Genomic DNA, 21,794 nt, shown 5'->3' with positions numbered 1-21,794 from the left:
AGGCACGGACGGAACGGGCACCCACGGAACAGCCGGACGTGGCGCCCCGCCCGGCCCGTCCGCGGGACGCGTTCTTCGACAACGCCAAGTACCTCGCGATCGTGCTCGTGGCCGTGGGGCACGCCTGGGAGCCACTGCGCCAGGGCAGCAGGGCCGTCACCGCCCTCTACATGCTCGTCTACGCCTTCCACATGCCGGCGTTCATCATCATCTCCGGCTACTTCTCACGCACCTTCGACGGCAGCCCGGCCCGCCTCAGGCGCCTGGTCACCGGAGTCGTCGTCCCGTACGTGGTGTTCGAGACGGCGTACACCCTGTTCACCCGCTGGACCAGCCAGGACCCCGACCGCCCGGTCAGTCTGCTGGACCCCCTGTACCTCACCTGGTTCCTCGCGGCGCTGTTCGTCTGGCGGCTGACCACGCCGCTCTGGCGGCTGGTGCGATGGCCGCTCCCGCTCGCCCTGGCCGTCGCGACGGCGGCGACGACCGCGCCGTCCATCGGCCGCGACCTCGATCTGCAGCGCACGCTGCAGTTCCTGCCGTACTTCGTGTTCGGTCTGCTGCTGCGGCCGGAGCACTTCCGGCTGGTGCGGCGGCGCAGGGTACGGATTCTCGCCGTGCCGGTGGCCGGCTGCGCCCTGGCGGTGGCCTACTGGGCGGTCCCGCGGATGGACTACGCGTGGTTCTTCCACGCCGACAGCGCCCCGGAACTGGGCGTCCCCCTCTGGTACGGGCCCCTGATGACCCTCGCCGCCTTCGGCTGCTCCCTCGTCCTGGTCGGCTGCTTCCTCGCCTGGGTGCCCGGGCGTCGGACCTGGTTCACCGCGCTGGGCGCCGGGACCCTGTCCGGCTATCTGCTGCACGGTTTCGTCGCACAGGCCGCGAAGCACTGGGGCTGGTACGAGCCGGCCTGGGTCCGCGGGCCCGCCGGCGTGATGATCGCCACCCTGGTCGCGGCCCTGGTCGTCACAGCCCTGTGCACACCGTCCGTACGGCGCGTCTTCCGCTGTGTGACGGAGCCCGGCATGGCATGGGCCTTCGGCGACACCGGCGCCACCCGGGCCGGTGCCCGTCGGGCTGCGCCCTGACCGGCCGGCCCGCACGCTGGAGGGACAGCACACCGTCTCCGCGAGGGAGCACCGGCATGGCGAGAGGCCGCAGCGAGGGCGGAAAGCCGAAGAAGGGCGACAAGGTCACCTGGAGCAGTCACGGCAGCCGCACCGAGGGCGAGGTGGAGCGGGAGATCACCGAACGGACCGAGACGTCCGGCCGCACGGTCGACGCCTCGCCGGACGCCCCGCAGTACGAAGTGCGCAGCGACAAGTCCGGCCGGACCGCGGTGCACAAGCCGTCCGCGCTCAAGAAGAAGAAGTGAGGCGGTGTGGACGACGGGGAGCTCGAGGAGACCTGGAACGACTTCCGTGAGCTGGTGAACATGACACCGGCCGACCTGGAGAAGTGGCTGGAGTCCGACGATTCGCGGAACGCCGGACAGCACCGGGACGGGGGCGAGTCCACCGGGCACGCCTCAGGCCGGCGGATCGTCGCGATCCTGCGGGCACGGAGGGGCGACCTCACCGACGACGACTACCGGCACATGCGCAAGGTCGTCGGCTACGTCCGTCGCCACCTGGCCCAGCGGCCCTCCGGGGACGTACGGGACTCACGGTGGCGGTACTCCCTGATGAACTGGGGCCACGACCCGCTCGGCGGATGACGGCCCGGCCGGGGAGCGTCCGTACCCCGGGGGCCCGGACGGCTCCCCGGGTCAGGACGCGCCGGTCTCCTGCGGGGCAGGGGCGACCCCGCTCAGCGCCAGGCTCATCTGGTGCTGGGTCTCCTCGGCCACCACACGGGCCTCCTCCACGACGTCACCGCGTTCGCGTATGAGGCTCTCGTAGATCGGCAGTTCTTCGGTCCGGGTCGAGTCGGGTTTCACGGCGATCTTCCAATCGGTTTGCAGCCGGGATCTGAGGGGTCCGAGTAAGTCTGCGTCACGCCCTCTCACCGCGTTACCCACCCCCGTGGTGTCCAGATTTCCATCACGTGCTTCGCAAATTCCCCACGTTTGCGGCAGGGGCTGTGTCCGGACGCGCACGCGAGAGGGCCCCGGGGATCGCTCCCCGGGGCCCTGTGGGTGCGGATGTCGTCAGAGCGACGTCGTGTGCACGCCCGCGTTCGCGCCCGCGGCGGCGCCCTCCGGCGAGAGGGCCGCCTGCACGGTGGCGCAGGCCTCGCCGGTCAGGGGGCCGACCAGGCCGGCGGAGAGGCTGCCCACGAGGCCCGCCGAGGCATCGACGCCGCCCGCGTTGCCACCGGCGACGGTGTCCAGGTCGGCGTCGGAGAGCTCGGCGGTGTCGACCCGAGAGGTGAGGTTCATGGGGGAGTTTCCCTTCGCGTGTATGTCTCGCAGTGGCGGTGAGCGCGGGTGAGCGCGGGTGAGCGCCGGAATCCGGGAACCTGGATTCCGCCCCGGCCGCTCCCGCCGTGCGCAGGATCAAAGCACCCCGCGCGGAGGACGGCCAACCGCCCGCCGACGAGGCACGGCTCCTTTCGGCAGCCGCCTTCACCGCTATGACCGCGGGCTCACCGAATGCGCCCAATCCTTCACACACCCCGTCGCCCGGCCGGGCACGGGAGTATTGCGCCCCGATTCCCGAAGCGGGCACTTCACCGCCAAGTCCCCGGGCCACGGCCGGCAGATGGCAACGCCCAGGCCACGGCGCCGCCTGCTGGGGCGCGGTGTGCAGATGTGCTGGATGTTCGGACCCCGTACCCGTCAGGCGGCCACGGCGCGGTCGGGTGGCCCCGGCCTAGCCGGGTGGCCTCGTCCCCGCCGGGTGGCCTCGTCCCCGCCGGGTGGCCTCGTCCTCGTCGGGCCGTCACGGCGCGGTCGGGCGGTCGCGTCCCCGTGGGGTGGCCCCGGGGCGGTCGGGTGGTCGCGTCCCCTGGGGTGGCCTCGTCCTCGTCGGGCCGTCACGGCGCGGTCGGGTGGTTCCGTCCCCGTCTGGCGGTCCCGGCCTCGTCGGGCGGTCGCGTCCCCGAGGGGTGGCCCCGACCGTGTCCGCTGGCCCCGCCCCCCCGTCGAGTGGTCCCGGCTTCGTTGGGCGGGCGTCCCCTCGGGCGTCCCGCCCTTGCGTCGGGACGGGCACGGTGCCGCCCGGCCGCCCCGCCCCGTCCCGGCCCCGTCAGGCCGCCGTGGCCGGCTGCATCAGACGGGCCAGCAGGTCGTCCAGGGTGACCAGGCCGGTGAGCCGGCCGGAGTCGTCGCGGATCACGGCCAGGGACGACCGGCGGCGGCGGAGCAGCTCGATCGCGTCGGCGACCGTGGCGGTCTCCGCCAGTTCCGGCACCGGCCGGGCGAGGTCCCGCGCGGTCGTGGCCCGGCCCCGGGCCCGGGCCACCAGGGCGTCCCGGGCGTGCACGGAACCGAGGACCGTGCCGTTCTCCCGGACCAGCAGCCGGGTGCGGTCGTGCTCGGCGGCGAAGCGCAGCAGCGCGTCGAGATCCGCCCCGCCCTCGACCCAGGTGATCTCGTCGGCCGGGATCCGCAGCGCCGCGGCCGGCGTCTCCGGCTCGGTCAGTGAGCGGGTCAGCAGCTCCGAGTCGGTCGCGCTGATCAGGCCCAGCCGCTCCGACTCCTCCACCAGGTGCGTCAGCTGCTCCCGGTTGTGCACGGAGGCCAGCTCGTCGCGCGGGGACACCCGGCACAGCCGTACCAGGGCGTTGCTGACCCGGTTGAGCAGCCGGATCAGCGGACGTACGGCCCGCACCACGGCCCGGAAGGGCGGCGACAGCAGCATCGCCGAACGCTCCGGGTGGGCGATCGCCCAGGACTTGGGCGCCATCTCGCCGACGACCATGTGCAGGAAGACCACCACGACCATCGCCACGGCGAAGGCCACGCCGTAGCTCACGGCGCTGGGCAGGCCCAGCGTGTGCAGCAGCGGGTCGAGTTCGTGCGAGATCGCCGGCTTGGACACCGAGCCCAGGCCCAGCGTGCACACGGTGATGCCCAGCTGGGCGCCGGCCAGCATCAGCGACAGCTCGCGCATCCCGGCCAGGGCCGCCCCGGCGCCGCGCCGTCCCTCGGCCGCCGCCTTCTCCATGCGGTGCCGTTTGGCGGCGACCAGAGCGAACTCCGCCGCCACGAAGAAGCCGCTGCCGATCAGCAGCAGCACGGTCACGAAGACCGCCATCGGGAAACTCACGCCATCTCCTCGGTTTCCACGGCCTCCACCAGCGGACTGATCCGGACGCGGTCGGCCACGTGCCGGTCCAGCGTCCGGACGTCGATCACGGCATGCCCGCCGCCGGGCAGCTCGACCGTGACCCGGTCGCCGACCGTCGGGAAGCGGCCGAGCCGGTCCACGACCAGGCCGGCCACGGTGTCGTAGTCGTCGCCCTCCGGCAGCCGGACACCGGTCGCCTCGGTCACCTCGTCCACCCGGCGGCCGGCGTCCACCAGCCAGCCGTCGCCGTCCGCGACGGCGAGCAGGGTGACCTTGTCGGACTCGTCGGCGATGTCACCGACCAGTTCCTCCGCGATGTCCTCGTACGTGACGATGCCCGCCACGCCGCCGTGCTCGTCGAGGACGACCGCGAACTCGTCGTCCTGCTCCCGCATCCGCGTCACCGCGTCGGGCAGCGCGAGTGTGTCCGGCAGCAGCAGCGGTCTCCGGGCCACCTCACCGGCCCGTGCGCCCGCCAGGCGGTCTGCGGGCAGCGCCATCAGCTCGCGCACGCCCAGCACGCCCACGATGTCGTCCGGATGGTCGCCGAGCACCGGGTAGTTGGAGTGGCCGTACCGGGCGATCAGACCGACCGCCTCCTCGGCGCCGGCGTCCTTGCGGACGAACACGGCGTCGGCACGCGGCACCATCACCTCGTCCAGGGCGCGCTCGGAGAACTCCAGCGCGTGGTCCAGCAGCGCGGCGGTCCCCCCGGGCAGCTCACCCTGCTCGTGGGACTCGCCGATCAGATGGCCGAGCTCCTCCAGCGTGGCGCCGTGGTGCAGCTCCTCGACGGGCTCGATCCCGGCCCTGCGCAGCAGCCGGTTGGCCGCACTGTCGAAGATCCGTACGACGGGGCCGACGACTTTCAGATACGCGAGCGTGGACGGGGCGAGCGCCTTCGCCAGCCGCTCGGGCACGGCGATCGCGAGGTTCTTCGGGGCGAGTTCGCCCAGCACCATCTGCACGACCGTGGCCAGCACGAAGGCGAGTACGACGGCGATGCCGCCGACGGCCGTGTCGGGCAGGCCGATCCCCGTCAGGGCGGGCCGGAGCAGCGCGGACACCGAGGGTTCGGCGATGAAGCCGACGACCAGCCCGGTGACGGTGATGCCGAGCTGCGCGCCGGACAGCATGAACGACAGCCGCTCCAGCACCCTGAGGGCACGAGCCGCCCGGCGGTCCCCGGCTTCGGCCTCACGCGCGAGGGTCAGCCGGTCGGCGGAGACGTAGGCGAACTCCTGGGCGACGAAGTAGCCGGTGCCCGCGGTCAGCACGAACACGGCGAGCAGGCCCAGCAGGGCCTCGGCGGCACTCATCGAACACCACCCCGCCGTGTGCCGCGATCACTCGTCTCGTGGCGGGATGGTCGGGGACTGTGCCCCGGAGGGTCCGTCGGTCTGGCGGACAACAACGTGCTCCTTAGATCTGGTGTGTCTCCGGCACAACGCTCGTCGTCGCGCCGGTGTTCCCGGATTCTACGGCCGTGTAGATGAAGCCGCCCGGCATCAACGGCGGCCCGCCCGGCTCACTCGGCGGGCGCGTCCTCCGCCAGATCGGGCACCAGCCCCCGCATCGCCGCGCACTGGTCCGGTCCCATGAAGCGCGCCAGGGACTCGGTCACCGTGGCGGCGAGCGGGGCCGAGGCCTCCTTGAACAGGTCGCGGGCCTTGTCCGTGAGGGCGACCTCGACGCCGCGCCTGTCGCCGCAGACCGACCTGCGGGTGACGAGCCCGGCGTGTTGCAGGCAGGCGATCTGGTAGGTGAGGCGGGTCTTGGGGCGGCCCAGGAGCTCCGCGACGCGTGTCATGCGCAGGCCGCCCTCGGGCTGCTCCGCGAGCAGGCACAGGACGAGGAACTCGTCGTGCGAGACGTCGAGCCTCTCCTTCACGACCGCGCGCAGCCGCTGCTCCACCGCTCCCGTCGCGGCCAGCAGCAGCATCCAGGCGCGCAACTCCGCGGGCAGCAGCCCGCCACCGTCGGGGGACGGGCATCCGGGCTGGTCGGTGGGGTGCTCCTCGGGGTCGGCCATGCCGTCGAGTCTACCTGTCGTCCAAATTTGGAGAACGGGGTTGTCCAATTTTGGATGAGGCGCTAGCGTGCCGCCCAGTCATCCAAAATTGAACGACTTGGCAGGGAGAACGATCATGACCGTCACCGTGGAAACCGGACAGTGGCAGCTCGACGCGACCGCCTCGACCGTCGGCATCCGGCACAAGACGATGTGGGGCCTGGTCACCGTGAAGGGGGCCTTCGGTGCCGTCGGCGGCACCGGCGAGGTCCGGCCCGACGGATCCGCCGTCGGTACCCTGACCTTCGACGCCGCCTCCCTGGACACCGGGAACGCCAAGCGCGACACCCACCTCGGGTCCGAGCACTTCTTCGACGCCGGCCACCACCCCGAGATCACCTTCGTGGCCCACAGCGCCGAGCTCCGCGACGGGGACCAGGTGCACGTCGTCGGCCGGCTGACCGTGCGCGGCATCAGCAGGCCGCTGTCCCTGACCGCGCGCGTGACGGACCGGGACACCACGGGCCTCACCCTGGACACCGAGTTCACCGTGGACCGCGAGCAGTTCGGCATGGGCTGGAACCAGCTGGGCATGATCCGCGGCCGCACCACGGTCACCGCCACGCTCCGCTTCACCAGGGCCGCGGCCTGACGCCCCCGGCTCCCCGGCACCGTCGTCAGCGAGCCCCGCGCACCGCCTCCTGCACATCCGCGCTCGACAGGGTCTGCGGCGACGCCGTGAACGCGCGCAGGCGGATCCGGGCCCCGGCCGGGGCGGCGGGAACCTGCCCGCGGACGGCCGGAGTTCGTGGCTGGGCGCTGCCGTGCGCGGGCCGGGCACCACCAGCGTGGCTTCTGCCGAGTACACGCCGAAGGACGCTGTCCGCCGCCGGTGAGCGGGACCCGGACGGAGGTGAAGATTCCGGTGTGACCCCGGTAAGGGGCCCCGACACCCGTATCCCCTGGGCTCAGTACACGTCCCGGACGTACCGCTTGTCCGCCGCGAGTTGCTTCACGAACGCGGCGGCCTCCGCCTCGCCCAGCCCGCCGTGCGCCATCACCACGTCCCTCAGCGCCCGGTCCACGTCCTTCGCCATCCGGGAGGCGTCGCCGCACACGTAGAAGCGGGCCCCGTCGCACAGCCAGTGCCACAGCTCCGGCCCGTGCTCGCGCATCCGGTCCTGCACGTACACCTTGTTGCGCTGGTCCCGGGAGAAGGCGGTGTCCAGCCGCGTGAGGGTGCCCTCGTCGAGCAGCGCCGTCAGCTCGTCCTCGTAGTAGAAGTCCGTCGCCCGGTGCTGCTCCCCGAAGAACAGCCAGTTGGGGCCCCGGTGGCCGAGCGCCCGCCGCTCCTCCAGGAACCCGACGAAGGGCGCCACACCGGTGCCCGGGCCGACCATGACCATCGGCGTCGACGCGTCGGCCGGGGGCCGGAAGTGCGGCGAACGCTGCACGAACACCGGCACCTCGGTGTCCGGTGCGGCGTCCGCGAGGTACGGCGAGCAGACCCCGCCGCGTGCCCGGCCGTGCAGGTTCTCGTACCGCACCACGGACACCGTCAGCGACACCCGGCGCGGATCGACCAGCGGGCTGGACGATATGGAGTACAGCCGCGGCTGGAGCCTGCGCAGCACCCCGGCCCACTCCTCGGCGCCCGCCCGCACCGCGTACTCGGCGAGCACGTCCACGGCCTGCCGCCCCCAGCTCCACTGCGCCAGCCCGTCCTTGTTGTCGGGCCGCAGCAGTCTGCGCAACTCGTGCTTGTCCCGGGCGCGTTCGGCGACGAAGCGCAGCAGGTCGGGGGTGATCCCGGTGATGTCGAGATGCCGGTGCAGCGCCTCGCCGAACGGCACCTCGCCGACACCGTCGACCGTCACGGCCGACCCGGCGTCCACCCCGGTCACCGCGAGCCACTCCGCCACCAGGGAGGGGGCGTTGACCGGCCGCACCCCGAGCGCGTCCCCGGCCTCGTATGCCAGGTCGGTCCCGCTCGTGTCGAAGGTGAACCGCCTGACCTCCTTGCCCGCACCGTCCCTGCTGAGCAGCCGGTTGCCGACCAGCCGGGCGGTGGCGACGGGCTTGGACTTCGCCCTGGGCTTTCCGGCCGGGGCGGCGGACCGCTCACCGAGTGCCGACAGCACCTGGTCGAGCCACTCCCCGGCGGACGGCTCGAAGTCCGGCTCACAGTCCGTGCGCGGGGCCAGCCGCACCCCGCCCAGTTCGTCGAGCCGCTCGTCCAGCCGCCGCCCGTGCCCGCAGAAGTCGTCGTACGAGGAGTCGCCGAAGGCCAGCACGGCGTACCGCACCCCGTCCAGCCGCGGGGCCCGCTCACCGGAGAGCGCGTCCCAGAAGCCGGAGCCGTTGTCGGGCGCGTCGCCGTCCCCGAACGTGCTGGTGATGAACAGCAGGTCCGCCGTGCGGGAGAGCGTGCCGACATCGGCGTCGTCCATGCCGACGAGCGTCGCACGGTGCCCGGTCGAGGCCAGCCGTTCGGCGGTGGCCGTGGCGAACTCCTCCGCGTTCCCGGTCTGCGAGGCCCACAGCACGACGATCTCCCGCCCCGCGGGCCGGTCCTGCGGCACGGCCGCCCCGGTCCGTGAGTACATGCCGGCCAGGACCCCGTTCACCCAGAGCGCGTGCTCGGGCGAGAAGGGCGCGTCGGGCGGCAGCACCGGCACCCCGGGGGCGCCCGAGCCGAGGCCCGCGAGGAAGCCGGTCAGGTACTGGCGCTCCTGGGCGGAGAGCACCGGGGGAGGGGAGGGTTCGATACCGAAGGGATCGGCGCCGCCCGGCGTCACGGTCGTGGGAATCAGGGCCGGTGCCTCCGGCGAGGGCACCGGGGGAGCCACCGTCGCGGGCGACGCGGGCGACGGAGACGCCACCTTCGCCAGCGACACCGCGCACACCTTGAACTCCGGCTGGAACGACAGCGGATCCACCGCGTCGCTCGTCACCGCGTTGATGCTCAGGTACTCCCCGAACAGGTCGTTCCAGTGGAACGGCGCGAAGCAGCCGCCCGGCCGCACCCGGTCGGTCACCACCGCCGGCAGCACGGCCCGCCCGCGCCGGGAGGCCACCTCCACGAGATCGCCGTCGACAGCCCCGAGCGCCGAGGCGTCCTCGGGGTGCAGCTCCACGAACGGCCCCGGATTCAGCTTGGTGAGCTTGGCGACCTTCCCCGTCTTGGTGAGCGTGTGCCACTGGTGCTGCACCCGACCGGTGTTCAGCACGAACGGATAGTCGTCGTCCGGCATCTCGGCGGCGGGCAGATGCGGCCGAGCGAAGAACACCGCCCGCCCGGAAGCCGTCGGAAAACGCAGCCCCTCGTCCCCCACGTACCGGACCGGATTGCGCTCCGGCCCGTCCTCCCTGGCGGCCGGCCACTGCACGGGTGTCCCCCGCAGCCGTTCGTACGTGACCCCGCGCAGATCCCACCCCGTCCTGGGGTTGAAGAACCGCCGGATCTCCTCGAAGACCTGCTCGGCGCCGTCGTACGAGAAGCCCTTCTCGTACCCCATCGCGCACGCCACCTCCGCGATGATCCGCCAGTCGGCCATCGCCTCCCCGGGCGGGTCCGCGGCGGCCGGGGCCAGGGTGAGGTTGCGCTCGCTGTTGACGAAGACGCCCTCCGCCTCGGTCCACATCGCGCCGGGCAGGACGACGTCTGCGTACGCGTTCGTCTCGGTGTCGGCGAACACGTCCTGCGTGACGACGAACTCGGCGGCCTCCAGCCCCTCGATGACCGTCCGGCGGTTGGCGACCGAGGCGACCGGGTTGGTGCAGATGATCCAGCAGGCCTTGATCTCCCGGTCGGCCATCCGCCGGAACATGTCGACGGTGCCCTGCCCGGACCCGTCGGCCCGCAGCGTGCCCGGCGGCAGCTCCCACACCTCCTCGGTGAACGCCCGCTCCTCGTCGACGAGGACCGACCGCTGCCCCGGCAGCCCCGGCCCCATGTAGCCCATCTCGCGCCCGCCCATGGCGTTGGGCTGCCCGGTCAGGGAGAACGGCCCGGCGCCCGGACGGCAGATCGCCCCCGTCGCCAGATGCAGATTGACCAGGGCGTTGGTGTTCCAGGTGCCGTGCGTGGACTGGTTCAGGCCCATGGTCCAGCAGCTCATCCACCGGTCGCCCGCCGCGCCGAGGATCCGTGCGGCCTCCCGCAGATCGGCCTCCGCGATCCCGGTGATCTCCGCGACCGCGTCCGGGGCGTAGTCGGCGAGGAACCCGGGCAGCGCCTCCCAGCCCTCGGTGTGCGCGGCGACGAACTCCTCGTCCACGTGGCCGCCCTCGTGCAGCAGCCGCAGCAGGCCGTTCAGCAGCGCGAGGTCGGTGCCCGGCCTGACCTGGAGGAACAGATCGGCCTTGGCGGCGGTCGCGGTCCGCCGCGGATCGACGACGATCAGCCTGGCGCCCGCCTTGACCCGCTCCATCATCCGCAGGAAGAGAATCGGATGGCAGTCGGCCATGTTCGACCCGATGACGAGAAAGGCGTCCGCCCGGTCGAAGTCCTCGTACGAACCGGGCGGCCCGTCCGCACCCAGGGACAGCTTGTAGCCGGTGCCCGCGCTCGCCATGCACAGCCGCGAGTTCGACTCGATCCGGTTCGTCCCCACGAAACCCTTGGCCAGCTTGTTCGCCAGATACTGCGCCTCGAGGCTCATCTGCCCGGAGACGTAGAAGGCCACCGCGTCCGGCCCGTGCTCGTCGACGATCGCCCGCAGCCGCGCCGCCGTCTCGGCGATGGCGTCGGCCACCGGCACCGGGGCCGCCTCCTCGCCCCGGTCGTCCCGCACCAGCGCGGTGGCCAGCCGCCCGGGTGCGGCCAGCATGTCGGCGGTGGTCGCGCCCTTGGTGCACAACCGCCCCGCGTTCGCCGGATGCGCCTTGTCACCGGACGCCTTCAGCACCGTGCGCCGCCCGTCCGGGCCCGCCCCCACGTCGAGCACGAGACCGCAGCCGACCCCGCAGTACGAGCAGACGGTGCGCACCTGCCGCGTGTCCGGCCGGCTTCCGGGGGTCGAGTTCATGCCCCGACGGTACGAATCGCCCGTTACGCCTCTGTCACACGGCTTGATCATCGGGCGTTACGCCCGTCACACAGCCGCCTTCCGGCCGATGTGAGGTGCAATGAGGTCGCGGAGCGTGTCGCTGTTGGGCCGAACGGGTGACTCTGCGCAAGAATTGCCCGATGCAGACAGCGAGCGCGACCCAGGACGGAGCATGCCGGTGAACAGCCACGATGTCACCGACGAACAGTGGGAGGGGCTCGCCCAGGTCGTACCGCTGCGGGGCCGGGACGCCTGGCCGTCCGCCGTCGGCCACCGGTCCATACCCGAGGCCGAGACGGAGACCCGCCGCCGTTTCGTCGTCCTGCGCGTGAACGTCTTCGCCGACGCCCGGGACGTCGCCGAGCGGCTGATGGCGGGCGTCCCCGTCCTCCTCGACCTCACCGGCGCGGAGACCGAGGTCGCCAAGCGCGTCCTCGACTTCAGCACGGGTGTCGTCTTCGGCCTGGCGAGCGGGATGCACCGGGTGGACCGCAACGTGTTCCTGCTGACACCGGCGGGAACCGAGGTGACCGGGCTGATGGAGGGAGCGGGCCTCCCCGGGGTGTGATCGTGGGCGGGACCGTAGGTGTGACCGCGGACGTGACCGTGGACGTGACCGTAGCTCGTTCGTAGGAAACCCCCGGAGACGGAACGGTTCGTCCTGCCGGCGGAGGCCTACCGTCCGGACATGACCCAGCCCGCCCTCCCCGACCGCCCCCGCATCACCGAACTGCGGCTGTCCGCCTTCACCACCCACCGCCGCGCCGCGTTCCCGCTCGGGCCCCTCACCCTCCTCGCCGGCCCCAGCGGCTGCGGCAAGACCAGCGCCCTGCGGGCGTACCTGGCCCTCGCCCGGCTCGGGGGAGGCGCGGAGCTCGGCGAGGCCTTCCCCGACCCCGTCGCCTGCGTACCGGAGCGGGCCCGGCCCGACGCGCAGCGCCGCCGCGGCTTCCGCATCGGCTGCACGGCCGACGGCCCCGCGGGCCCGGTCCGGCTCGACATGGCCGTACAGGCCGAGCCCGAACTGCGCGTCGTGGGGGAGCGGTTGACGGCCGGCGGACTGGTCCTCCTGGAGACCGCCCTGCGCGACCCGGGCAAACGCGCCGTGCAGGCCGCCTGGCACACGGCCGGGCCGACGCCCGTGACCCGGGGCCCGCTCCCGGACGACCGGCTCGGCACCGCCCTGCTGCCGCTGCGCGTGGCGGGCGGGACACCCGGGCAGCGCAGGGTGCTGGCGGCGGCCGAGCAGATGGTCGTCGCCCTGCGCTCGGCCTTCGCCTGCGACCCCGAGCCCGCCCGCATGCGCGGGCCCGTGGCGGCCGGTTCCGGCCATCTGCTCGGCGGCTGCGGCAATCTCGCCGACGTGCTGTGGCGCACCCGCGCCGAGTGCGCGCGGCGGCACGCGCAGTTCGTGGCGGCGGTGCGAGCCGGCTGCGCCGGGCCGGTGGCGGACGTGCTCGCCCGGGCCGAGGACACCACGGGGACGATCCGCGCCGCGCTCGACCGGGGCGACGGCGTCCGCACGGACCTGCGCCGGCTCGGCGACGGCGAACTGCGCTATCTGGCCCTCGCGTTGGTGTTGCTCACCGGGCCGGGCGTGCTGGAGGTCGACCCGGCCGGCGAGGTCCCCGCCGCGCTCCAGACGCTCACGGTCCTCGCCGACGGCTTCGACCGGGGCCTGGACGGACGGCAGCGGCTGGAACTGCTGCGGCTGGCTGCCCGGATGTGCGAGCGGGGGCACATCCGGCTGGTCGGCGCGGTCAGCGACGGCTCCTGGGCCGCCGGGACGGAGGGAGCCACGGTGGTACACCTGGACCGTGACTGATCCCCTGGACGTGGCCGGACTGCAACGGCGCCTGGCCGATTTCGCGGCCGCGCGGAACTGGCAGCAGTACCACACCCCCAAGAACCTGGTCGCCGCGCTCAGCGTGGAGGCCTCCGAACTGGTCGAGATCTTCCAGTGGTTGACGCCCGAGGAGTCGGCCCGGGTCATGGCCGACCCGGACACCGCGCACCGCGTCACCGACGAGGTGGCCGACGTGCTGGCGTATCTGCTCCAGCTGTGTGAGGTGCTCGGCATCGACCCGCTGGCCGCGCTGAACGCGAAGATCGACCGGAACGAACGGAGGTTCCCGATCTAGCGGCCCGCCCCTCCCACTGACTCCATCGCACGGAGCACGCGAATCCACTTGTACGCTACGTAGTCAAATCGCAGCCTGAATCCCAATCGTTGTCCGCAATTTTCCGCCTTCCTCTGGCTTTTCGTCTCACACCCCTTCACTCTGGGTAGTGAACAAGGGAGTGCGGGCAGACGGACGCGCGCAGCGCGTCGGACAAGACGGGGGCAGCGCATGGACGCGGTGCGGCTCATCGTGACGAGCAGGCGGTGCCTGGCGGCGGGCGGCGACGCGCGGGAGACCCTGGCCGAGGTGTGGCAGGCGCAGGCCCTCGCGCAGGCCATAGGCAGCCGCCTCGCGGTCACCGGACCACCCGAACTGCGCGGCGAGGCACTGGGGTTGACGGAGCTGGCGGGCCGCGGCTGCGGTGTCCTCGACCCGCCCGAACTGGGCCCCGGTGAGCTGCGGGCGGGCCAGCTCACCGAGTTGGGCGACGCCCGCCACACCCTGATGTACCTCGGCGGCCTCCTCGGCGAGGTCGGCATCGCCCTGGTCGCCCTGGCCAGCGCCGCCGGCGACGAAGGTACGTACTGGCAGTGCATGGAGGCCATCGACGCGGCGGACGAGTCCCGCGACCGCGTCCTGGAGATGCTCCGCAGACTCGCGGACCGGGAACTGACGCTGCCGGAGAGGGAGGCGGGGTGAGGCGGGGCGGGGAGAGCCCCTGACCCGCCCGAGCCGGAACCACTCCCCCCTAACCCGCCCGCCCCTCCTCGACGACCCCGCGTTCGCAGTCCCCCGCCGCCTGAAGATCCGCGTCCAACGCCGACAGATCCGCGTTCAACGCCGCCATCAGCTCCTCCATCTGCTGCAACAGCCCTTTCGGCTGCCCGGTCCCGCCCTGCTGCGGCACGGTCTCTTCGGACATGACGGCCTCCTCGGCCCCCGGCCCCCGGGGAGGCCGACGCGGGTGACGCCCCGGCGGTCCCCCCCCGGAGCGGAAGCCGGGGGCTCCGGCTCCGCCCGAGCCAACGATCACCATCGGGGCCGGTCACTGGCCGGGCCGGGCGGCGGCTGCGGTATTGACGTAATTTCACCCGACCGGGGACCGGCGTGGACGGGGGGACCGATCTCGTGATCGTCCGCCGGGGCGGTGCAGGATGGAGGGCATGGATCTTCGCATCTTCACCGAGCCCCAGCAGGGGGCCACCTACGACACTCTGCTCGCCGTGGCCAAGGCCACCGAGGACCTCGGCTTCGACGCCTTCTTCCGTTCCGACCACTACCTCCGCATGGGCACCGTGGACGGTCTGCCCGGCCCCACCGACGCCTGGATCACCCTGGCCGGACTCGCCCGCGAGACCAAGCGCATCCGGCTCGGCACCCTGATGACCGCCGGCACCTTCCGGCTGCCGGGCGTGCTCGCCATCCAGGTCGCGCAGGTCGACCAGATGTCCGGCGGCCGGGTCGAGCTCGGCCTCGGCGCCGGCTGGTTCGAGGAGGAGCACAAGGCCTACGGCATCCCCTTCCCCAAGGAGAAGTTCGCCCGCCTCGAGGAGCAGCTGGAGATCGTCACCGGTCTGTGGGCGACGGACCCCGGCAAGACCTTCGACTTCCACGGGACCTACTACGACCTCACGGACTCTCCCGCGCTGCCCAAGCCGGCGCAGCGGAAGATCCCCGTGCTGGTCGGCGGCCACGGCCCGTCCCGCACCCCGCGGCTGGCCGCCCAGTACGCCGACGAGTTCAACATGCCCTTCGCCTCCGTCGAGGACAGCGAGCGTCAGTTCGGCCGGGTGCGCGCCGCCGCCGAGGAGGCGGGCCGCAGCGGCGACGACCTGACCTACTCCAACGCCCTCGTCGTCTGCGTCGGCCGGGACGAGGCGGAGGTCGCCCGCCGGGCCGCCGCGATCGGCCGCGAGGTGGACGAGCTGAAGCTCAACGGCCTGGCCGGCTCCCCGGCGGAGGTCGTCGACAAGATCGGCCGCTACGCCGAGGCCGGTTCGAGCCGTATCTACCTCCAAGTCCTCGACCTGGACGACCTCGACCACCTGGAGCTGATCTCCGCGCAGGTGCAGTCGCAGCTGTCGTAGGGCCCGCCGAAGCGCCCTCGATAAACGAAGGCGCTGGTGAGCACAGGTGTGCGAAGCTGAGGACGTCGTCCTGCCGAGCCCCCAGGATCACCGTTCCTGGGGGCTCTCGCACGTACGGCGCGACAACGTCCACCCAGCCGGAGAGGCCCTCCGCATGTTCCTGACGATCACCACCACCGGCACCCCCGAACGCCCCGCCACCGACCTCGGCTACCTGCTGCACAAGCATCCCGACAAGGCGCAGGCGTTCTCCACCTCCTACGGCACGGCCCACGTCCTCTACCCCGAGGCCGAAGCCGGGCGCTGCACGGCGGCGCTGCTGCTGGAGGTCGACGCGGTGGCACTGGTCAGGCGCGGCAAGGGCAAGGGCCGCGGCGGAGCACCGGACGCGGCACTCGCGCAGTACGTCAACGACCGCCCCTACGCGGCCTCCTCGCTGCTCGCCGTGGCGCTGAGCGGCGTCTTCTCCAGCGCGATGAAGGGCGTCTGCAACGCCAGGCCCGAACTCCCCGGCCAGGCCAGGCCGCTGCGCGTCGAGGTGCCCGCACTGCCCGCCCGCGGCGGCCCCGACCTCGTACGGGGGCTCTTCGAACCGCTCGGCTGGACGGTCACCGCCGAGCCCGTGCCGCTGGACGCCGAGTTCCCCGCGTGGGGCGACTCGCGCTACGTGAGCCTGGCCCTGGAATCGGACACGCTCACCCTCGCCGAGGCCCTGCGCCACCTCTACGTCCTGCTCCCCGTCCTCGACGACGCCAAGCACTACTGGGTCGCCCCGGACGAGGTCGACAAGCTGCTGCGCGCCGGTGAGGGCTGGCTGCCCGGCCACCCCGAGCAGCGGCTGATCACCAGCCGCTACCTGTCGCGCCGCTGGGCGCTGACCCGGCAGGCCACCGAGCGGCTGGAGCTGGTGCGGCTGGCCGAGACCGACGACAGCGAGGTCGAGGAGATCGACAACGCCGTCGAGGCGGAGACCGAGGCCGAGGAGAAGCCGACCCCGCTGGCCGTGCGGCGCCGCGAGGCGATCGTCACGGCGCTGAGGCAGTCCGGAGCCGCCCGCGTCCTCGATCTCGGCTGCGGGCAGGGCCAGTTGGTGCAGACGCTGCTCAAGGACCCGGCCTTCACCGAGATCGTCGGCGTCGACGTGTCCATGCGCGCGCTCACCATCGCCTCCCGGCGGCTGAAGCTGGACCGCATGGGCGAGCGGCAGGCCTCCCGCGTCCAGCTCTTCCAGGGCTCCCTCGCGTACACCGACGTCCGGCTCAAGGGCTACGACGCCGCCGTGCTCAGCGAGGTGATCGAGCACCTCGACCTGCCCCGGCTGCCCGCCCTGGAATACGCGGTGTTCGGTTCGGCGCGTCCGAGGACGGTCCTCGTGACCACCCCGAACGTCGAGTACAACGTGCGCTGGGAGTCCCTCCCCGCCGGTCACGTCCGGCACGGCGACCACCGCTTCGAGTGGACTCGCGCCGAGTTCCGCGCCTGGGCCGAGGCGGTCGCCGAACGGCACGGCTACGGCGTCGCGTTCGAGCCCGTCGGCCCCGACGACCCCGAGGTGGGGCCGCCCACCCAGATGGCCGTATTCACCCTGACCACGCCGAAGGAGGCGAAGGCGGCATGACCGACGCACAGCAGGGGCGCGTGCTGCCCGTCACCGACCTGTCCCTGGTGGTGCTGGTCGGGGCCACCGGCTCCGGCAAGTCCACCTTCGCCCGTCGGCACTTCAAGCCCACCGAGGTCATCTCCTCCGACTTCTGCCGCGGCCTCGTCTCCGACGACGAGAACGACCAGAGCGCAACCAAGGACGCCTTCGACGTCCTGCACTACATCGCGGGCAAGCGCCTGGCCGCCGGCCGCCGCACGGTCGTGGACGCGACCAGCGTGCAGTCCGATGCCCGCCGCCAGCTGATCGACCTGGCCAAGCAGTACGACGTGCTGCCGATCGCGATCGTGCTCGACGTGCCCGAGGAGGTGTGCGCCGAACGCAACGAGGCCCGCACCGACCGCGCCGACATGCCCCGCCGGGTCATCCACCGCCACACCCGCGAACTGCGCCGCTCGCTGCGGCACCTGGAGCGCGAGGGCTTCCGCAAGGTGCACATCCTGCGCGGCGTCGACGAGGTCGAGCACGCCACGGTCGTCACCGAGAAGCGCTTCAACGACCTCACCCACCTCACCGGCCCGTTCGACATCATCGGTGACATCCACGGCTGCGCCGCCGAACTGGAGGCCCTGCTCGGCAAGCTGGGCTACGTCGACGGGGTCCACCCGGAGGGCCGCACGGCCGTCTTCGTCGGCGACCTGGTCGACCGCGGCCCGGACAGCCCCGGTGTGCTGCGCCGCGTCATGGCGATGGTGAAGTCCGGCAACGCCCTGTGCGTGCCCGGCAACCACGAGAACAAGTACGGCCGGTACCTGCGCGGCCGCAAGGTCCAGCACACCCACGGCCTCGCCGAGACCATCGAGCAGATGGCGGGCGAGAGCGAGGAGTTCCTCGCCGAGGTACGGGAGTTCCTCGACGGCCTCGTCAGCCACTACGTCCTCGACGGCGGCCGGCTGGTCGTCTGCCACGCCGGCCTGCCCGAGAAGTACCACGGCCGCACCTCCGGCCGGGTCCGCAGCCACGCCCTGTACGGCGACACCACCGGGGAGACCGACGAGTTCGGCCTGCCCGTGCGCTACCCGTGGGCGGAGGACTACCGGGGCCGGGCCGCGGTCGTCTACGGCCACACCCCGGTCCCCGAGGCGACCTGGCTCAACAACACCATCTGCCTGGACACCGGCGCCGTCTTCGGCGGCAAGCTCACCGCGCTGCGCTGGCCGGAGCGCGAGCTGGCCGACGTCCCGGCGGAGCAGGTCTGGTACGAGCCGGCGAGGCCGCTGCGCACCGAGGCGCCCGGCGGGCAGGACGGCCGTCCGCTGGACCTGGCGGACGTGCGGGGCCGCAGGGTCGTGGAGACCCGGCACCAGGGCCGCGTCTCGATCCGCGAGGAGAACGCGGCGGCGGCCCTGGAGGTCATGAGCCGCTTCGCGGTGGACCCGCGGCTGCTGCCGTACCTCCCGCCGACCATGGCCCCGACGGCGACGAGTCACGTCGAGGGCTACCTGGAGCACCCTGAGGAGGCCTTCGCCCAGTACAAGGACGACGGTGTCGCCCGGGTCGTGTGCGAGGAGAAGCACATGGGCTCGCGGGCGGTGGCCCTGGTGTGCCGCGACGCGGAGGCGGCCCGCAAGCGCTTCGGCGTGGACGGTCCCACGGGATCGCTCTACACCCGCACCGGCCGCCCGTTCCTCGACGACGACGCCCTCACCGAGGAGATCCTCGACCGGGTGCGCACGGCGGCCGGCGAGGCCGGCCTCTGGGACGAGCTGGAGACGGACTGGCTGCTGCTGGACGCCGAGTTGATGCCCTGGTCGCTGAAGGCGTCCGGGCTGCTGCGCTCGCAGTACGCCGCCGTCGGCGCTGCGTCCGGCGCGGTGCTCCCGCAGGCCTTGAGCGCCCTCCGGGGCGCGGCGGCACGCGGCGTGGACGTCGCGGGCCTGCTGACCCGCACCGGTGAACGCGCCACCGACGCGGCCGCGTTCACCGAGGCGTACCGCCGCTACTGCTGGACCACGGACGGCCTCGACGGGGTACGCCTGGCACCGTTCCAGATCCTCGCGGTCCAGGGGCGCAGCCTCGCCGGACTGCCGCACGACGAGCAGCTCGCCCGGCTCGACCGGCTCGTCGAGCACGATGGCAGCGGCCTGCTCCAGACCACCAGGCGCCTCTACGTCGAGACCGCCGACCCCGAGTCGGTGCAGGCCGGCGTCGACTGGTGGCTGGAGATGACCGGCCGCGGCGGCGAGGGCATGGTCGTCAAGCCGGTCGGCGCGGTCGTCCGCGACGGCCGGGGCCGCCTGGTGCAGCCCGGCATCAAGTGCCGCGGCCGCGAGTACCTCCGGATCATCTACGGCCCGGAGTACACCCGCCCGGAGAACCTCGCCCGCCTGCGCTCGCGGTTCCTCAACCACAAGCGGTCCCTGGCGATCCGCGAGTACGCGCTGGGCCTGGAGGCGCTGGACCGGTTGGCCGAGGGCGAGCCGCTGTGGCGGGTGCACGAGGCGGTGTTCGGGGTGCTGGCGCTGGAGTCGGAGCCGGTCGATCCGCGGCTGTGAACCGGAGGGGTTCGAGGAGGACCTCGCCTTCCGGGAGGCCCTGCCCGCCGACGCCCTGCCCGGCCGCACGCACCGGCAGACCGTGCTGCGCGCCGCCGGCCGGGGCAGGGCGGCGGCCAACGAACCCGTCCGCGCGACCGGCCTGGTCTCCGACGTTCTGCTCGGCCTGCTGGCCGGCCGGGACGCCGTGCTGCCCGCGCCACCCGATCCGCAAGAACTGTTTCCGGCCGTTCGGGAGCGCATCGCGGCCCTCAGGGAAGAGGGCCGTACTCTTCAGCATCCCGAGATCCGGCTCCAGGGCCCCGACCGCACCGAGACCCTGCCCCGGCCGGGCCACCCGCCGCGCCCCGTCCCAGCGGCCGTCTGACCGCTCAGGGCCGCGCCCTCGTGTCGGGGCTCGCCCGCACCCTGGACGGCTGGCTGCGGGAGGACGGTCCACCGGCCGCCCCGGCCCGTGCCCGCACCGCCGCCACCCTGCACCGCACCGAGTGGCGGCTGCGCAACGTCGTGCCCGCCCGGGCGGCCGCGCCGTCGGACCTCCGCTTCCGCCCCGACCGCACCTCCTGGCAGGACGTGCGCACCCAGGCCTTCGCCACCCGGCCCGCCGTCCCGCGCACCGCCGACGAGCACCTGGCCGCCGGGGACGCGACCGCCGCGCTCACCCGGTACGCCCACGCCCTGGCCGACGCCCCGGCGGAGCCGCATGCCCTCTCGGGCTGGATGGTCGCCCGGACGATCCTCGAACCGGGCCGGGTGGCCCGCCGGATGCCGGCCCGGCCCGAGGCACTGCTGGAGCCCTCGCCCGGGTGTGAGCCGCCCTGCCCCGCTTGTCGTCCCCGCGACGAGAACTGGCCGTCATGGAAACGGCCGAGGAGCGCGTCAATACGCCCTCCGATGGTCAGGATGGAGGCATGGCATACCACGTCCACTCCGAGGCCGGGCGGCTGCGCCGCGTCATCCTGCACCGGCCCGATCTCGAGCTCAAAAGGCTCACCCCCAGCAACAAGACCTCGCTGCTCTTCGACGACGTGCTGTGGGTGCGCAGGGCCCGCGCCGAGCACGACGGGTTCGCCGACGTGCTGCGCGACCGCGGTGTCGACGTCCACCTCTTCGGTGACCTGCTGGCCGAGACACTCGAGGTCCCGGCGGCCAGATCCCTCGTCCTGGAGCGGGTCTTCGACGAGAAGGAGTACGGCCCGCTGGCCACCGACCCGCTCAGAGCCGCCTTCGAGAACATGCCCGCGCCGGAGCTGGCCGAGGTCCTGATCGGCGGCATGACGAAACGCGAGTTCCTCGACGTGCACCCGGAGCCGACCTCCGTGCGCTTCCACGTCATGGAACTGGACGACTTCCTGCTGGGCCCGCTGCCCAACCACCTCTTCACCCGCGACACCTCCGCCTGGATCTACGACGGCGTGTCCATCAACGCGATGCGCTGGCCCGCCCGGCAGCGCGAGACCGTGCACTTCGAGGCGATCTACCGGCACCATCCGCTGTTCCGCGACGAGACGTTCCACGAGTGGTCGAAGGGGCAGAGCGACTACCCGTCCACCATCGAGGGCGGGGACGTGCTGGTCATCGGCAACGGGGCGGTCCTCATCGGCATGAGCGAGCGCACCACCCCGCAGGCCGTGGAGATGCTGGCGCACAAGCTGTTCGCCGCCGGGTCCGCCGAGACGATCGTGGCCCTCGACATGCCCAAGCGGCGCGCCTTCATGCACCTCGACACCGTGATGACGATGGTCGACGGCGACACCTTCACCCAGTACGCGGGCCTCGGCATGCTCCGCTCGTACACCATCGAGCCCGGCGTCGGTGAGAAGGAACTGAAGGTCACCGACCATCCGCCGGAGCACATGCACCGCGCGATCGCCGCCGCCCTGGGGCTCAACCAGATTCGTGTGCTGACCGCCACCCAGGACGTGCACGCGGCCGAACGCGAGCAGTGGGACGACGGCTGCAACGTCCTCGCCGTCGAACCCGGGGTCGTGGTCGCCTACGAACGGAACGCCACCACCAACACCCACCTGCGCAAACAGGGGATCGAGGTGATAGAGATCCCGGGCAGCGAACTGGGCCGGGGCAGGGGCGGGCCGCGGTGCATGAGCTGCCCGGTCGAACGCGACCCCGTATAG

20 protein-coding genes are annotated in these 21,794 nt (G+C 72.8%); 13 read left to right on the top strand and 7 right to left on the bottom strand.

All coding sequences use genetic code 11. From position 1 onward, the window contains the following. The first annotated feature begins 38 nt into the window (after nt 1-38). From BJ965_RS08900 to BJ965_RS08890, 3 genes are read left to right on the top strand one after another with little or no spacing between them, the layout of a single operon-like run. Nucleotides 39-1,088, top strand: coding sequence for an acyltransferase family protein (locus BJ965_RS08900; protein ID WP_313667733.1), 1,050 nt, complete (start codon nt 39-41; stop codon nt 1,086-1,088). A gap of 56 nt (nt 1,089-1,144) precedes the next feature. Next, nucleotides 1,145-1,375, top strand: a complete 231-nt coding sequence (locus BJ965_RS08895) for a hypervirulence associated TUDOR domain-containing protein (protein ID WP_184908181.1) — start codon at nt 1,145-1,147, stop codon at nt 1,373-1,375. A 6-nt stretch (nt 1,376-1,381) separates the two neighbouring features. Next, on the top strand, nt 1,382-1,717 hold the full coding sequence (locus BJ965_RS08890; protein WP_184908180.1) for a DUF3140 domain-containing protein: 336 nt from the start codon (nt 1,382-1,384) through the stop codon (nt 1,715-1,717). A 51-nt stretch (nt 1,718-1,768) separates the two neighbouring features. Here the strand turns inward: BJ965_RS08890 and BJ965_RS08885 are convergent, their stop codons facing one another. The 5 genes from BJ965_RS08885 to BJ965_RS08865 form a co-directional block, all read right to left on the bottom strand. Beyond that, entirely contained in the window at nt 1,769-1,939 is a 171-nt protein-coding gene (locus BJ965_RS08885; protein WP_184908179.1) for a hypothetical protein, read from the bottom strand. 210 nt (nt 1,940-2,149) lie between these two features. Next, complete coding sequence (locus BJ965_RS08880) at nt 2,150-2,380, bottom strand: hypothetical protein (protein ID WP_184908178.1); 231 nt, start codon at nt 2,378-2,380, stop codon at nt 2,150-2,152. Nucleotides 2,381-3,188: 808 nt separating this feature from the next. Further along, complete coding sequence (locus BJ965_RS08875) at nt 3,189-4,211, bottom strand: hemolysin family protein (RefSeq protein WP_184908177.1); 1,023 nt, start codon at nt 4,209-4,211, stop codon at nt 3,189-3,191. Beyond that, nucleotides 4,208-5,551, bottom strand: coding sequence for a hemolysin family protein (locus BJ965_RS08870; RefSeq protein WP_184908176.1), 1,344 nt, complete (start codon nt 5,549-5,551; stop codon nt 4,208-4,210). The genes BJ965_RS08875 and BJ965_RS08870 overlap by 4 nt, the downstream gene beginning before the upstream one ends. A gap of 209 nt (nt 5,552-5,760) precedes the next feature. Continuing rightward, nucleotides 5,761-6,264: a MarR family winged helix-turn-helix transcriptional regulator gene (locus BJ965_RS08865; RefSeq protein ID WP_184908175.1), complete on the bottom strand. Its 504-nt coding sequence runs from the start codon at nt 6,262-6,264 to the stop codon at nt 5,761-5,763. 115 nt (nt 6,265-6,379) lie between these two features. Between BJ965_RS08865 and BJ965_RS08860 the strand changes: the two genes are divergently transcribed. Continuing rightward, complete coding sequence (locus tag BJ965_RS08860; protein WP_184908174.1) at nt 6,380-6,895, top strand: YceI family protein; 516 nt, start codon at nt 6,380-6,382, stop codon at nt 6,893-6,895. A 316-nt stretch (nt 6,896-7,211) separates the two neighbouring features. Here BJ965_RS08860 and BJ965_RS08855 read toward each other — a convergent pair whose 3' ends face one another. After that, entirely contained in the window at nt 7,212-11,273 is a 4,062-nt protein-coding gene (locus tag BJ965_RS08855) for a bifunctional nitrate reductase/sulfite reductase flavoprotein subunit alpha (RefSeq protein WP_184908173.1), read from the bottom strand. 193 nt (nt 11,274-11,466) lie between these two features. On the opposite strand from BJ965_RS08855, the gene BJ965_RS08850 reads away from it, so the two are divergent. The 4 genes from BJ965_RS08850 to BJ965_RS08835 all read left to right on the top strand — a co-directional run bounded on the left by BJ965_RS08850 (nt 11,467) and on the right by BJ965_RS08835 (nt 14,116). Further along, nucleotides 11,467-11,862 carry a cell division protein SepF gene (locus tag BJ965_RS08850; RefSeq protein ID WP_030838486.1) on the top strand — a complete coding sequence of 132 codons (396 nt, stop codon included), beginning with the start codon at nt 11,467-11,469 and terminating at the stop codon, nt 11,860-11,862. Between the two features lie 120 nt (nt 11,863-11,982). After that, nucleotides 11,983-13,119 (top strand): AAA family ATPase, encoded by a 1,137-nt coding sequence (locus BJ965_RS08845; RefSeq protein ID WP_184908172.1) that lies wholly within the window; start codon nt 11,983-11,985, stop codon nt 13,117-13,119. Beyond that, nucleotides 13,112-13,435 (top strand): nucleotide pyrophosphohydrolase, encoded by a 324-nt coding sequence (locus BJ965_RS08840; RefSeq protein WP_184908171.1) that lies wholly within the window; start codon nt 13,112-13,114, stop codon nt 13,433-13,435. Before BJ965_RS08845 ends, BJ965_RS08840 begins: the two co-directional genes overlap by 8 nt. 210 nt (nt 13,436-13,645) lie before the next feature. Then, nucleotides 13,646-14,116 (top strand): DUF6099 family protein, encoded by a 471-nt coding sequence (locus BJ965_RS08835; protein WP_184908170.1) that lies wholly within the window; start codon nt 13,646-13,648, stop codon nt 14,114-14,116. A 49-nt stretch (nt 14,117-14,165) separates the two neighbouring features. On the opposite strand, the gene BJ965_RS08830 is transcribed toward BJ965_RS08835, so the two are convergent. Continuing rightward, nucleotides 14,166-14,339 carry a hypothetical protein gene (locus BJ965_RS08830; protein WP_184908169.1) on the bottom strand — a complete coding sequence of 58 codons (174 nt, stop codon included), beginning with the start codon at nt 14,337-14,339 and terminating at the stop codon, nt 14,166-14,168. Nucleotides 14,340-14,580: 241 nt separating this feature from the next. Between BJ965_RS08830 and BJ965_RS08825 the strand changes: the two genes are divergently transcribed. From BJ965_RS08825 to BJ965_RS08805, 5 genes are all read left to right on the top strand, one after another. Next, nucleotides 14,581-15,504 (top strand): LLM class F420-dependent oxidoreductase, encoded by a 924-nt coding sequence (locus tag BJ965_RS08825; protein WP_184908168.1) that lies wholly within the window; start codon nt 14,581-14,583, stop codon nt 15,502-15,504. 154 nt (nt 15,505-15,658) lie between these two features. Further along, on the top strand, nt 15,659-17,122 hold the full coding sequence (locus BJ965_RS08820) for a 3' terminal RNA ribose 2'-O-methyltransferase Hen1 (protein WP_184908167.1): 1,464 nt from the start codon (nt 15,659-15,661) through the stop codon (nt 17,120-17,122). Then, nucleotides 17,119-19,659, top strand: coding sequence for a polynucleotide kinase-phosphatase (locus BJ965_RS08815; RefSeq protein ID WP_184908166.1), 2,541 nt, complete (start codon nt 17,119-17,121; stop codon nt 19,657-19,659). The genes BJ965_RS08820 and BJ965_RS08815 overlap by 4 nt, the downstream gene beginning before the upstream one ends. 82 nt (nt 19,660-19,741) lie before the next feature. Beyond that, on the top strand, nt 19,742-20,026 hold the full coding sequence (locus BJ965_RS08810; RefSeq protein WP_246545867.1) for a hypothetical protein: 285 nt from the start codon (nt 19,742-19,744) through the stop codon (nt 20,024-20,026). Between the two features lie 544 nt (nt 20,027-20,570). Further along, nucleotides 20,571-21,794: an arginine deiminase gene (locus BJ965_RS08805; protein ID WP_030838524.1), complete on the top strand. Its 1,224-nt coding sequence runs from the start codon at nt 20,571-20,573 to the stop codon at nt 21,792-21,794.

This window comes from Streptomyces luteogriseus, assembly GCF_014205055.1.
Taxonomy (GTDB): Bacteria; Actinomycetota; Actinomycetes; order Streptomycetales; family Streptomycetaceae; genus Streptomyces; species Streptomyces luteogriseus.
Note: the sequence above shows the minus strand (reverse complement) of the source record. Positions and strands in the feature narration are given on the sequence as shown.